This window comes from Pseudoalteromonas sp. T1lg48, from assembly GCF_002964785.1.
In the GTDB taxonomy this organism is placed as follows: Bacteria; Pseudomonadota; Gammaproteobacteria; order Enterobacterales; family Alteromonadaceae; genus Pseudoalteromonas.
Genome location: NZ_PQCC01000018.1, coordinates 546728 through 560034 on the forward strand (window position 1 = coordinate 546728; position 13307 = coordinate 560034).

The window sequence follows — 13307 nt, forward strand, 5'->3', positions numbered from 1 at the left end:
CAATGCGAATATAATATCCCGATAAAAACGAAAGGCGGGAAAATATATCCATCAAAGTCTCTTAAACCAGATTCTGGAACCACATCATGCCTGCTAAATATTAACATCTAACCTTCGCCTGATGACGTTTACGTCAACGGCAATAATTATGTAAATATTTTAATACGCGCGGGGAAAATGTCGAATCCTGAGATGCCGGGAGCTGGCGCCGAAAAAGCGCCAGCCTTGGGTTGCTGGTCGGATGAGGATTTATTCTTGGGTATACTTAGCCATCCAGGCAAATACTTGCTCGTACCAGTGTTTCAGGTTGTCAGGATTGCGGATCCAATGGTTTTCATCCGGGTACACTACCAGGCGCGAATCTATGCCCTTGCGCTGCAAGGTAGTAAAGGCGCCTAGGCTTTGTGCATAAGGAACACGGTAGTCCTTGAGGCCCTGGGTTACCAGCATGGGCGTTTGCCAGTTTTCAACAAAGTTCGACGGGTTGTAACGGCTATAATCCGCGTCTTTAGCCCAAAATGGCCCGCCCATTTCATGCTCGGCAAACCACAGCTCTTCGGTGCTTTGGTGGAAACTTGGCATATCGAACAAACCGGCGTGGTTCACCAGGCAGTTAAAGCCCGTTGGCCAGTGGCCGGCGATCCAGTTCATCATATAACCGCCGTAAGAAGCCCCCAGCGCACAACCGTTGTCGGTATCGAGCCATTTATAGCTGCTCTTTACATAGGCCAGGCCTTTTTGCAGGTCTTCCAGTGGCTTACCACCCCAATCTCGAGAGATAGAGTCAGTGAATTCCTGACCATAACCAACCGAGCCATGGAAATCTATCATCACCACACCATAGCCTTGTGCCGCCCAAAGCTGCGCATTCCAACGGCTATGGAACATATTACCGAATGACCCCTGTGGGCCACCATGCACTAAAAACGCCAATGGATAACGCTGCTGCGGATCAAACAAGGCCGGTTTAACCAGGTAGCCATACACGGATTCATCATTGGCACCGGTAAAGGTAAACTGCTCCACCTCACCCAATTGCAGGGTTTCAAGATTAGACTTGTTCACCTCGGTAAGCTGGCTCAACCCGGCACCATCGCGGTTAATTCGGTACAACTCTTTCGGAGAGTTAAGGGCGTGACGGGAGAAAATGATCTGCTGGCCCTGCACCTGCACATCGCCGACATAACCATCGGAGAACAGGCTGCGCACATCGCCAAAGGCGGTGCTGACTTCAAATAAGCTGGTTTGCCCTAGATCTTTAGCGGTGGCATAGATGGCACGGCCATTGGCACCAAAGCTAAAGCTGCCAACGCTTCTGTCCCACTGCGATGCCAAGGCCTGGCGCTCACCGCTGCGCAGGTCAATCAATTGCAGGGTAAACTTATCCGACTCAAAGCCCGGCTTGCTCATGGCCTTATAGGCGAGATAGCGACCATCGCTGGAAAATTGTGGGCTTGAGTCCCAGGCCTTATTATCCTCGGTGAGGTTACGGACTTCACCGCCCTCAATGGCTACTTCAAACAGGTCGAAGTTGGTGCTCCAGGCATTATCCTTGGCCTTCACCTTAGCGCTAAAGACCACTTTTTGCCCGTCCGGGCTGATGGCCACCTCTTCCATGCCGGAAAAAGGTTTTGCCGGGACATCGGTTTGCCATTGTGGAGTCAGATCCTTGGCGTCTTTAATAAGGTCCTTACCCATACCGGCAACAAACAAATGCCTGACCTTGTCGTCATTCCAGTGATCCCAATGACGTACCATCAAGTCATCGTAAACCTGAGCGTTGTAAGCGACGCCTTGCTGCTGCTTTTCTTTTTCCACGGTACAGGCGAGCGAGTCGCATTCGGGATACACGTCAAATGTGACCACCAAGGAGCGGTTATCCGGACTCAGACGGTAGCCTTCAATATCCAGCGGGAATGCAGTGATTGGCTTGGCTTCACCGCCGGCCAATGGCAAATACCACAGCTGCTGTGAACCCGAGCGCGGCGATAGGAAATAGATACCCTTGCCATCGGCACTAAAACTGACATCCGACTCGGTTCCGGCGCTGTAGGTTAATTGTGTGATTGGCTGCGCCTGCCCTGCTGTACCACCGGCGTTTAGCGCCTGCGCATAGAGTTCGCTGCCTTCAGGCGTTTTAATGGCATAGACCAGGGTGTTGCCATCCGGTGACAGTGCCACGCTATGAATTTTGTTTAAGCTATTGAGCTTATCTACCGTCAGTACATCGGCCTGAGCACCCAGGCTTAGGCTGCTTAGCGCCAATGCGGCGGCTATGCGAGTTGTTGTTATCATTTTTCACTCCATAAAAAAGAGCGCAAAAGCGCTCTTTTTCTAAGGTTTAGACATTACTTTAAAGCGCCGTCTAATTCTTCGATTTTAGCTTTCCAAATAGCAGGACCCTGGGTGTGCGCATTAGCACCTTCGCTGTCTACTGCTACGGTTACTGGCATGTCTTCTACTTCAAATTCGTAGATGGCTTCCATACCCAGGTCTTCGAATGCCACTACACGGGCTTTCTTGATTGCTTTAGCAACTAAGTAAGCAGCGCCACCTACAGCCATCAGGTAAACCGCTTTATTTTCTTTGATTGACTCAACGGTTGCCGGGCCACGCTCAGCTTTACCTATCATGCCGATTAGGCCGGTTTTTTCCAGCATCATGTCGGTGAACTTATCCATACGCGTTGACGTCGTTGGGCCGGCCGGGCCTACCACTTCGTCGCCAACCGCATCAACCGGGCCTACGTAGTAGATAAATTTGTTAGTGAAATCCACACCCTCAGGCATGCCTTCACCGCTTTCGATCATGCCTTGCAGGCGTTTGTGCGCAGCATCACGGCCGGTGAGGATTTTACCGCTTAGTAGCACGGTTTCACCCATCTTCCACTCTTTGATATCTTCTTTGGTCAGGGTATCAAGGTTTACGCGACGGGTGTCTGCACCTACTTCCCAGGTCACTTCTGGCCAGTCTTCCAACTTAGGCGCTTTAAGGTCGGCCGGGCCGCTGCCATCTAGGGTAAAGTGCACGTGACGGGTCGCGGCACAGTTAGGGATCATCACCACTGGCTTAGAGGCCGCGTGCGTTGGCGCTGTTTTAACCTTGATATCAACAACCGTAGTTAAACCACCCAGACCTTGTGCGCCAATACCTGTTTTGTTGGCACGCTCGAAGATTTCCAGACGCAGTTTTTCTTCTGTAGTCTCGGCGCCACGCTCCATTAACTCGTGAATATCAACCGGGTCCATCAGGGATTCTTTTGCCAGTACCGCGGCTTTTTCAGCGGTACCGCCGATACCTATACCCAGCATGCCCGGCGGACACCAGCCAGCGCCCATGGTTGGCAAGGTTTTTTCAACCCACTCGGCGACATCATCCGACGGGTTCAACATCACCATCTTGGTTTTGTTTTCAGAGCCGCCGCCCTTGGCCGCGATCATCACTTCCACTTCCGCGCCTGGTACCAGGTCGATGTGAACGACTGAAGGTGTATTGTCCTTGGTGTTCTTACGTGAACCGGCCGGATCGGCAACGATAGAGGCACGCAGTGGATTATCCGGGTTTAGGTAGGCACGACGGGTACCTTCGTCAACCATTTGCTGCACCGTCATGTCCGTTTTATCCCACTTCACGTCCATACCGACTTTAACGAAACAGGTTACGATACCCGTGTCCTGACACAGTGGGCGTTTACCTTCAGCAGACATACGAGAGTTAATTAGGATTTGTGCAATGGCATCTTTTGCCGCTTTGTTTTGCTCTTTGTTATATGCCTTTTCAAGCGCCTGAACAAAATCCAATGGGTGATAAAACGAAATGTACTGCAACGCATCGGCAATGCTGTCGATGAAGTCTTGCTGACGAATAGTGCTCATAATTCTTCCTTCATACTGGGTCGTGGTGCCAAAATAAAGTGATGGCAAGCACGACAACTCGGTGACGTGCGCACGGTGAGAGACCGCGACTTCTGAAAAAGTGTAACTTATGATACCCTCCCAGCCCGTTTCGGGCTAGTTCTTCGAGTTGAAGATAATGACAAAATCGCAATTGCACTGCATCAAGGCGCCAATACAGGCACAACCCTGTGATGTTTTCACTCATTTTCACCATTTGCCGGGGGCAATTTTCCTCGACTCGGCAAGCGTTCACCATGTTAATAGTCGCTATGACATCATTGCTTTTGCCCCGAATAAATGGCTCAGCGTCGAAGATGGTCAGGCATTATTGGACGACCAGCCCCTGGAACAAGACGTCTTTGTGCAAATGCAAGCAGAGCTCAACGAACTATGTCATGACCCGGCGCCCTATGGCCTGCCCTTTAACGGCGGTTGGCTCGGCTATTTTGGCTATGATCTAGGCCGCATACTGGAACGCCTTCCTGAAACCGCCGAAAAAGACATTAACCTGCCCGAAATGCAAATCGGTTTGTATCTCGATGCCCTAATATTCGATAAAGATGCCAAGCAATGGTATTACCTGGCGCAACCGAGTATCGACGCCGAAGCCGGATTACAAAAATACCTCGATCGGCTTAATACGGCCGCTAAGACGGGGGAGTTTGCCCTTAGCTCAAAGTGGCAATCGAATATGAGCTATGCGTTTTATGCGCAGCAATTTGCCAAAATTCAGGACTATTTGCGCAGCGGCGATTGCTACCAAATCAACCTGGCACAGCGCTTCTGCGCCCAATATCAGGGCTGTGAATGGCAAGCATATCGGCGCCTGCGCGAGCATAACAGAGCCCCCTTCTCCGCCTTTATTCGTTTAACTCAAGGCGCCATCTTGTCCATTTCACCGGAGCGCTTTATTGAGGTAAAAGACAATAAAGTAGAAACCAAACCCATTAAGGGCACCTTGCCACGCAGCAAAGACGCCCAAGAAGATAAGGCATTGGCCGAGCAACTTGCCCACTCACCCAAAGATCGCGCCGAAAACGTCATGATAGTGGATTTGCTGCGCAACGATTTAGGTAAGGTGGCCAAGCCCGGCAGTGTCACCGTGCCTTCGCTGTTTGCCATCGAAAGCTTCCCGGCGGTGCACCACCTGGTCAGTACGGTGCGTTCACACTTGGCCGAAGGCAAAACCGCCATCGATCAACTCCGTGCCGCCTTCCCCGGTGGCTCCATCACCGGAGCGCCAAAGATCCGCGCCATGGAGATCATCGAAGAGCTTGAACCACATCGACGCAGCGCCTATTGCGGTTCCATCGGCTACCTCAGTGCCTGTGGCGATATGGACACCAGCATCACCATTCGCACCTTGGTTGCGTACGATAACAAGATGTATTGTTGGGCCGGTGGCGGCATAGTGGCCGACTCAAACGTTGATTTGGAATATCAGGAAACCTACCATAAGGTAAATAAAATCTTACCCGTCTTAGAGTGAGTATCGCCTTTTGCCAGTCAGTACCTGTGCCCAGTTGATCAGCCGCTTTAACCTCAGCCAGGTTAAAGATCCGCAGCCGAAGCGCCATCCTAAACGGCGCAGCGCCGTGGTCATGCTGCTTAGCGACTCACCGCACGGGGCCCAGGTGCTTTTGTGTAAACGCCCTCATCATTTGCGCAGCCACCCCAGTCAGTTGTGTTTTCCCGGCGGTAAACAAGAGCGCCAAGACGCCAGCCTAAAGCACACCGCACTGCGGGAGCTGCACGAAGAGCTCAATATTGCCGCGCGCGAGGTAGATATTATCGGCCACCTCGCCGACATAGAAACCCTGGGCGGCATGGTCATTACCCCTTTTGTGGCCTACTTGCATCCAGGCGCCCATTGGCAACTGGACCGCAATGAAGTGGATGCAGCATTTTTTATTCCTTTTACCACCCTGGCAGCACGCCAAAATTGGTACCCACTCGTTGTTGAGCGCCATGGCCAAGCTCTGGAGTTCCCCCTACTTAATACCCCCTATGGGGTGTTGTGGGGCGCCACCGAGCGCATCATCAACCAATTCATTAAACAACTTGGTCTGATCAGCTAAAAAACCAACCCCTGGGATTACATCTATAATTATTTAACGTTATCATGGCCGACCGTTCAAAGGTTATGTGAGTAATAGGTTATATGATCAGTGCATTCGATATGTTCAGCATTGGTATTGGGCCCTCGTCGTCGCACACAGTAGGCCCAATGCGTGCCTCGCGACTGTTTGTCCAAACTCTTGAGCAGCAAGGTAAGCTTAAGGATGTTACCGAAGTCAAAGCCGAGTTATTTGGCTCTTTAGGACAAACGGGTGTCGGTCACGGCTCGGGTAAAGCGGTGATCTTAGGCCTGGCCGGCTACGATCCGGAAACCGTTGATGCCGATGCGGTACCGGATATTCTTGACAAGATCGAGCAAGAGCAAATCATTCACCTCGATAAAAAGCATCAGGTTAAGTTTCCCAAGCAAGGGGCGATTGTCTTCCACCGCCGTAAGACCTTGCCCAAGCATTCTAATGCCATGGAGCTGATCGCTTTTAAAGACAAAGAAGTTATTGCCTCTCAGGTTTACTACTCCATCGGCGGCGGCTTTATCGTCAGCGACGAAGACTTCGATAAGGAAAAACAAGCGGCACTGGATATTCGTGAGCAGAACCCGGCACCTTACCCCTTTGATAGCGCGCAGGAGTTATTGGAGCTATGCAAAGAGTCTGGCCTGAGCGTATCCAGCCTGATGATGGCCAACGAAAAAACGCTACGCAGCGAGAGCGATATTCGCGATGAGCTGTTCCATATCTGGGAAGTGATGAAAGCTTGCACCGAGCGCGGCATGCGCACGGAAGGCATTTTGCCCGGCGGTCTTAAGGTGCGCCGTCGCGCCCCGAGCCTGTACTTAAAACTCAATGTCGAGAACAACAACGATCCGCTTCGCGCCATGGACTGGGTTGATTTATTCGCCCTGGCCGTCAATGAAGAAAACGCCGCCGGTGGCCGCGTGGTCACGGCACCAACAAATGGTGCGGCGGGTATTTTGCCTGCGGTATTGATGTACTACCACACCTTTATCAAGGAAGTAGATAAAGAAATCGCCACCCGTTACCTGCTCACCGCAGCGGCTATCGGCATCTTGTATAAGAAAAACGCTTCTATCTCCGGTGCCGAGGTAGGCTGTCAGGGTGAAGTGGGCGTGGCCTGCTCCATGGCTGCCGGTGCTTTAACCGAAATCATGGGCGGTAATGCCACCCAGGTTGAGAATGCCGCCGAAATCGGCATGGAGCACAACCTCGGCCTGACCTGCGATCCTGTCGGTGGTCTGGTACAGGTACCTTGTATCGAGCGTAACGCCATGGGCGCGGTTAAAGCCATTAACGCCTCTCGCCTGGCCATGCGTGGCAGCGGCGAACAAAAAGTCTCCCTTGATAAGGTGATTAAAACCATGTGGGATACGGGCAACGATATGAAAACCAAATACAAGGAAACCGCCCGAGGCGGTCTTGCGGTTAATATTATCGAGTGTTAATACATTAAAAAAGGCGACCTGGGTCGCCTTTTTTAATGCCTCATTATAGCGCTAAAATTAGCGCAAGCGCTTAGCGTATCGGCAGCTCAATATTGGCAAACATGGCATCCACATCGTCCTGATTGCGCAACAAACAGGCCTTTTCAACCCTGTCTTTGGTGAGATGCGGGGCAAAACGCTCGATAAAATCGTACATATAGCCGCGCAGGAAGGTGCCCTTTCTAAAGCCAATCTTAGTGGTGCTGGCTTCAAACAAATGGCTGGCATCAATACACACCAGGTCTTTATCGGTCACTTCGTCGATGGCCATAGACGCAACCACGCCGACACCTAAGCCTAAACGCACATAGGTTTTAATCACATCCGCATCGGTGGCGGTAAATACGATATGCGGCTCATGGCCGTGCGCGTTAAACGCCTTATCTAGCTCCGAGCGGCCAGTAAAACCAAATACATAAGTAATAAGTGGGTACTGAGCAACATCAGCGATGGTAAGGTTATGGGCCTTTTTCGCCAAGGGATGATCCTTGGCCACGACTATGCTGCGATTCCAGTGATAACAAGGTAGCATCACTAAATCCGAGTATAAATGCAGTGCCTCGGTGGCAATGGCAAAGTCGGCATCGCCGCGAGCTGCAGCATCGGAGATTTGTTGTGGCGTGCCCTGATGCATATGCAGGGATACCGCCGGATACTTACTCATGAAACCCTGGATCACACCGGGTAAGGCGTAACGGGCTTGTGTGTGGGTAGTGGCAATGTTGAGCTTGCCCTGATCCGGCAAGGTGTGCTCGTTAGCCACGGCTTTAATGCCTTCAACCTTAGAAAGAATTTCTCGAGCAATGTTGATGATGTCGTTACCGGCGCTGGTAACATGAGTCAAATGCTTACCACTGCGGCCAAATATTTGCACACCGAGTTCGTCTTCAAGCATGCGGACCTGCTTAGAAATCCCCGGCTGAGAGGTATAAAGACTCTCTGCGGTGGCGGACACATTGAGGTTATGATTAAGCACCTCAACTATGTACTTTAGCTGCTGTAATTTCATGATATTTACTTTCTTTTATTATTTTACTTAAAAACAAACCCAAGCAGCGGCCACAAGGGGCAGCGCCATATGCGCCGCAAAACGTATGCACCGAGTCAGGTCGATAACGACAAGTCGATAAACGCCAAAATGAGCCAACTATTGCGGAGGGTTAGGCTAGCATATTTAATCGGTGCTCGGTACTGTTGATTTAGCCCCAGCTCCTAGAGGTCTTACCATTAAGCTTAAAGGCTTTAGGTTAATTATGGAATTTAACCTTAATCACTACCGCGTATCGGGTTCTTTAGGTAACATGGAGCCACAACAAAGAATAAAAACCACTAAGAGAGCCTGTGCATGATAGCCTCTATCATAATCATGTTGATTGTCGCGCTTATCGTTATTGCGGTGTGGGTCAGTGCCGTACAGCAACATAGAGAAAAACAAGAAGCGCTGCGACGCCAAGAGCTGAGCAAGCAAAAGAAAATCATCGAAGACACCGAAGAGGCCCTGGTTAACAGCGTTAATATTCCCCTGTCCAACAGTCTTCTAACCATCTTGTATCGCCGTATCTACAATGCCCTAGCGACCATGGTGGAAATGTCGCCACATTCCAAGGAATTAAAAACCCGCCTTCAGGATGCCAAGCAACGCCTGATTAATGGCAGCGACGACAACGTCAATAACGGCGACACCTTTGTCCTACCCGAGCATGATAAACAGCTGATCAGTCTTATTCAGGGAATTAAGAAGTTACGCAGCATTTTGCGCTCCGAACACAGCAAAGGCAAAATAGACACGCCCACCTTTACCAAAGAAGACAAGTTGTTCGAGCACTTGCAACTAAAGATCAATATTGAAAGCCTGATCAAACGCGGTAACGCCGCTCGCCACGCCAATATGGTAGGCTCGGCACGTCAGTATTTCGAAAAGGCCTATGCCACCATTTGCGCCCTGAGCTATAACGATGAGTATGTCAGCGCGAAGAAGCAACAACTTGAACGCCTGCTCAATGAGATCAGCACACATCTAAAAGCTTCCAATGCCTCGGCGCTCAAAAAGCGCGAAGAGCGGGAAAAAGACGATTTAGATGTGTTATTTGCACCGAAGAAAAAATGGTAATGGCTGGTTCACTGGCGAGCTCCCCCCACTTAACCGGCACTTACCCCTTCATAGCGAGCACTATTGCGCCGAGGTTTGAACGGGCGGGGAAAATCGCACGCTGTCGAAATAAAGCTCACCATCATAATCTGGGCTGGCTTTGCTAAACAGGTAGACCCCTTCGCCGTGCTGATATTGCGCTGCTGCCCCCTTCTTGTTTTGTACTTCTTTGACGCCGCAGTCAAAGGTTTTTACCGGGTGAGCAAAGCAAACCCAGTAGCTTCCTTTTTTTGCCACCATATCCAGGCTGGTAATCCGCTGCACATCACTTAACTGGTTCGCCAAGCTCCTAACACCGCCATCGAACACAAGGCTTTTTCGTGCATGCACTCTGCCGGTCACAATGACGAACCTATCGGCTTGATTAGCGCTAAGATAGGCATTAACGTTTTCAAACATTATGAGTTCACGCTCTGCGCCTTGCTGCGAACCATCTCTTTTTCTATCGTAGGCGTAGACCTCAATACTGACTCCGTTTTCGCGAGCAGCCCTTACATCCCCAAGGAAATCCATAATGGCCTGGCTACTTCGTCCGTCTTGAATTTTTCTACTCCAAATGGGTGTCGCATCAGCGCTGGTTGTGCCAATTGCCCTTTTAAATACTGGTCGATCAGCGGATTTAAATCCGCCGGCAGCTCTAACAGCACGGCCATTGATTCACTTTTTGTTTGTGCACTTTTGATAAGCTTGGCAAGAAATAGCAAAACCTCTTGCGTGCCGTGCGTCTCGCCTATGATCAGGGGCGAATGATTTTTTATCTTATCCAGAGGCACATAATTTAATTGTAAGGGCGAAGCCGAGGGTAATACCGAGGGTATTACCGAAGAGGATGCCGATGACGACGCTAAGCGCGCTGCAGACGCCACATCGCCGTTAGGCACCTCCTTGGCGTAAATGCAGCTCGTAACAAGCGCGAACAAGAGCAACAACAGATAATTCATAACTAACTCGCTATTCCCTTAGGCTAATCAATGGACGAATTATAATATGCAAGGTACAGCCAATGGGTTATTCGACGCAAGTAGCTGATTTACAAAAAACGCCGCTTAACAGCGGCTTTCTTTATTAGGATAGAAAGATAAACTTGAGCATAAACAGAACAGTGAGTATCCAAGCGCTGATACGTACCTAGATGGCCTTATGACAGACTACCTTGACCGCGATTTGCCTTAGGACAACTGGAACATCGAGTTACATATCCTGCCTGCATCCAAATAATATCCATTTCGTCCAACGATTTTTGATACCATCATTAAAGTAATGGTTTGTAGCACACTAAGTTAGGAAGTCGATTGAACATCAATCAAGGGTTTGTTTTGACCCGACACGCAAGAGACAGAGGTAACAAAACCATTATCGAACTTTGGGTCTCAACCCCTCAAGGGCCCGTACAGCTAGATATTGAGGGTGAGCGTCCAACTTTTTTCATCGAAGTCAGCAATGCCGAAAAAGCTAGGGCCTTGTTCATTAGCCAAGGGCTTAAATTTGAACTCAAGCCTCTGCCACTTAAGACTTTCCAAGATGACAATATAGCAGCCTGTTACTTTGCGACTATTGCAGATGCCAATACGGCAGAAGGCCTACTAGAACAAAATAACGTTGTCGCTTACGAAAGTGATATTCGCCTCGCTGACCGCTATTTGATGGAGCGATTCATTCAAGGCAGTATCGAGTTTACTGGGCATCAAGTCGCGCGTCGTAATCACTACTATATGTCTGCGGCTAAATGTCGCCCTGGGCAATTCAAGCCAAGTTTGTGTGTAGTCTCACTCGATATTGAATGCTCGGAAAAAGGCGTGTTGTATTCTATCGGCCTTGATTGCGAGCGAGATAGCCGTGTGATTATGATTGGCCAACCTGAGCCTGCGGAAACACCAATTCAATGGGTTGCCGATGAAAAAGCCCTTCTACTTGCGCTCAATCAGTGGTTTCAACAATTCGATCCTGATGTCATCATAGGGTGGAATATTATCGATTTCGATTTCCGCTTATTGGATACGCGCGCTCAGTGGAATAACATTTCCCTCGCTATTGGTCGTAATAAGCGCAGTGCATTCTTTCGCTCGAACAACAACCAACAAGGCTTTATTTCCATTCCAGGGCGAGTCGTGATTGATGGCATTGATATGCTCAAGACAGCGACCTACCAATTCCGCTCTTGGTCGCTTGAGTCTGTCTCACAAGAGCTGTTAGGTGAAGGTAAGATCATTCACAACGTTCACGACCGAATGGAAGAAATCAATCACATGTTCCGCTCGGATAAGCCCTCTTTGGCTAAGTACAACTTGCAAGACTGCGTTTTGGTTAATCGAATCTTCGATAAAACCCATCTACTCGATTTTGCCATTGAACGCTCATGCCTAACCGGGCTTGAGCTAGACCGCGTCGGTGGTTCGGTTGCGGCTTTCACTAACCTATACCTGCCCCAGTTACACCGTGCTGGTTATGTCGCGCCCAACATGCACCCGGAAGACTGGATAGCCTCCCCTGGAGGCTATGTGATGGACTCCCTCCCTGGACTCTATGATTCGGTCCTTGTCCTTGACTACAAGAGCCTTTATCCGGCGATCATTCGTTCATTCCTGATAGACCCGCTGGGGCTGATAGAAGGACTGCGATTGCCAACGGGGAATACACCGGGGAGTGCTATCGAGGGGTTCCGTGGTGGGCAATTCCATCGAGAAAAACATTTCTTACCCAAGATGGTTCAAGATATTTGGCAAGCGCGCGATCTGGCCAAGAAAAACAATGAGCCCGCCTTTTCTCAAGCCCTAAAAATCATTATGAACTCCTTCTATGGGGTGTTGGGTTCCTCTGGGTGTCGTTTCTTCGATACCCGATTGGCTTCGAGTATCACGATGCGTGGGCATAAAATCATGAAAACCACTAAACAACTGATAGAGGAGCAAGGTTACCAAGTCATCTATGGTGACACTGACTCTACTTTTGTTTCACTTAATAGCGCTTATTCGGAGCAACAAGCTGATGAAATTGGCAAGAAACTTGTTAAGGAAATAAATGCTTGGTGGAAACATGAACTAAAACAAGCTTTCGGGATCGACTCTTTCTTGGAGCTGGAATACGAAACACACTACCGCAAATTTTTGATGCCAACAATTCGTGGTTCAGAAACTGGGTCAAAGAAGCGCTATGCTGGCCTGGTGGTCAAAGACAGCGAAGAGAAAATTGTATTTAAAGGTCTTGAAAGTGCTCGCTCCGACTGGACACCACTCGCTCAAGAATTTCAGCAAAAACTTTATATGATGGTATTTCGTGGCCAAGACCCATCTGAGTATGTAAGAAATATGGTTGAACGCACTCAAGCCGGTGAGTTTGATGACATGCTGACTTATCAAAAGCGATTACGTCGACGACTCCATGAATACGAGAAAAATATTCCTCCTCAAGTTCGAGCAGCGCGTATAGCTGATGAGAAAAACGCCCGCCTTGGACGACCGCTGCAGTACCAAAACCGTGGCCGCATCGAGTATTTAATTACGGTCAAAGGCCCAGAGCCTAAAGAGTACTTGGAAAGTGCGATCGACTACCAGCATTACATCGAAAAGCAACTAAAGCCAGTTGCTGAAGCTATCTTACCCTTCGTGGGATACGACTTTAAGCAACTTAGCGAGCCTCAATTAGGACTGTTTTAAGTTAACCGATTTTTAGCCATGTTTCTCACTTA

Annotated in this window: 10 protein-coding genes; 5 read left to right on the forward strand and 5 right to left on the reverse strand. The window is 49.6% G+C overall.

All coding sequences use genetic code 11. The annotated features are described in order from the left end of the window. Positions 1–249: 249 nt before the first annotated feature. Complete coding sequence (locus tag C2M29_RS11695; RefSeq protein WP_105189941.1) at positions 250–2295, reverse strand: alpha/beta hydrolase family protein; 2046 nt, start codon at positions 2293–2295, stop codon at positions 250–252. 53 nt (positions 2296–2348) lie between these two features. Further along, positions 2349–3875, reverse strand: coding sequence for a fumarate hydratase (locus C2M29_RS11700; RefSeq protein WP_105189942.1), 1527 nt, complete (start codon positions 3873–3875; stop codon positions 2349–2351). A gap of 157 nt (positions 3876–4032) precedes the next feature. On the opposite strand from C2M29_RS11700, the gene pabB reads away from it, so the two are divergent. The 3 genes from pabB (at position 4033) to C2M29_RS11715 (ending at position 7434) form a co-directional block, all read left to right on the forward strand. Beyond that, positions 4033–5385, forward strand: a complete 1353-nt coding sequence (pabB, locus tag C2M29_RS11705; RefSeq protein ID WP_105189943.1) for an aminodeoxychorismate synthase component I — start codon at positions 4033–4035, stop codon at positions 5383–5385. 10 nt (positions 5386–5395) lie between these two features. Further along, the gene (locus tag C2M29_RS11710; RefSeq protein WP_105189944.1) at positions 5396–5974 is read left to right on the forward strand and encodes an NUDIX hydrolase; all 579 of its coding nucleotides are present in this window, start codon (positions 5396–5398) and stop codon (positions 5972–5974) included. 83 nt (positions 5975–6057) lie between these two features. Then, the gene (locus C2M29_RS11715) at positions 6058–7434 is read left to right on the forward strand and encodes an L-serine ammonia-lyase (RefSeq protein ID WP_105189945.1); all 1377 of its coding nucleotides are present in this window, start codon (positions 6058–6060) and stop codon (positions 7432–7434) included. Positions 7435–7504: 70 nt separating this feature from the next. On the opposite strand, the gene cysB is transcribed toward C2M29_RS11715, so the two are convergent. Continuing rightward, entirely contained in the window at positions 7505–8482 is a 978-nt protein-coding gene (cysB, locus tag C2M29_RS11720; RefSeq protein ID WP_105189946.1) for an HTH-type transcriptional regulator CysB, read from the reverse strand. A 336-nt stretch (positions 8483–8818) separates the two neighbouring features. Here cysB and C2M29_RS11725 point away from each other — a divergent pair, with 336 nt between their 5' ends. Further along, entirely contained in the window at positions 8819–9583 is a 765-nt protein-coding gene (locus tag C2M29_RS11725; RefSeq protein WP_105189947.1) for a hypothetical protein, read from the forward strand. A gap of 60 nt (positions 9584–9643) precedes the next feature. On the opposite strand, the gene C2M29_RS11730 is transcribed toward C2M29_RS11725, so the two are convergent. Then, a complete protein-coding gene (locus tag C2M29_RS11730; RefSeq protein ID WP_158684723.1) occupies positions 9644–10135 on the reverse strand; it encodes a hypothetical protein in 492 nt (163 codons plus the stop codon). Then, complete coding sequence (locus tag C2M29_RS11735; RefSeq protein ID WP_105189949.1) at positions 10114–10563, reverse strand: hypothetical protein; 450 nt, start codon at positions 10561–10563, stop codon at positions 10114–10116. Before C2M29_RS11735 ends, C2M29_RS11730 begins: the two co-directional genes overlap by 22 nt. Positions 10564–10914: 351 nt before the next feature. Here C2M29_RS11735 and C2M29_RS11740 point away from each other — a divergent pair, with 351 nt between their 5' ends. Next, the gene (locus C2M29_RS11740) at positions 10915–13275 is read left to right on the forward strand and encodes a DNA polymerase II (protein WP_105189950.1); all 2361 of its coding nucleotides are present in this window, start codon (positions 10915–10917) and stop codon (positions 13273–13275) included. Positions 13276–13307: the final 32 nt, after the last annotated feature.

What these genes read in the sequence shown, in the direction of transcription:
- C2M29_RS11695 (WP_105189941.1), bottom strand. Translation starts at nt 2,295, where the DNA reads ATGATAACAACAACTCGCATAGCCGCCGCATTGGCGCTAAGCAGCCTA.
- C2M29_RS11700 (WP_105189942.1), bottom strand. Translation starts at nt 3,875, where the DNA reads ATGAGCACTATTCGTCAGCAAGACTTCATCGACAGCATTGCCGATGCG.
- pabB (WP_105189943.1), top strand. Translation starts at nt 4,033, where the DNA reads ATGACAAAATCGCAATTGCACTGCATCAAGGCGCCAATACAGGCACAA.
- C2M29_RS11715 (WP_105189945.1), top strand. Translation starts at nt 6,058, where the DNA reads ATGATCAGTGCATTCGATATGTTCAGCATTGGTATTGGGCCCTCGTCG.
- cysB (WP_105189946.1), bottom strand. Translation starts at nt 8,482, where the DNA reads ATGAAATTACAGCAGCTAAAGTACATAGTTGAGGTGCTTAATCATAAC.
- C2M29_RS11725 (WP_105189947.1), top strand. Translation starts at nt 8,819, where the DNA reads ATGATAGCCTCTATCATAATCATGTTGATTGTCGCGCTTATCGTTATT.
- C2M29_RS11730 (WP_158684723.1), bottom strand. Translation starts at nt 10,135, where the DNA reads ATGGATTTCCTTGGGGATGTAAGGGCTGCTCGCGAAAACGGAGTCAGT.
- C2M29_RS11735 (WP_105189949.1), bottom strand. Translation starts at nt 10,563, where the DNA reads ATGAATTATCTGTTGTTGCTCTTGTTCGCGCTTGTTACGAGCTGCATT.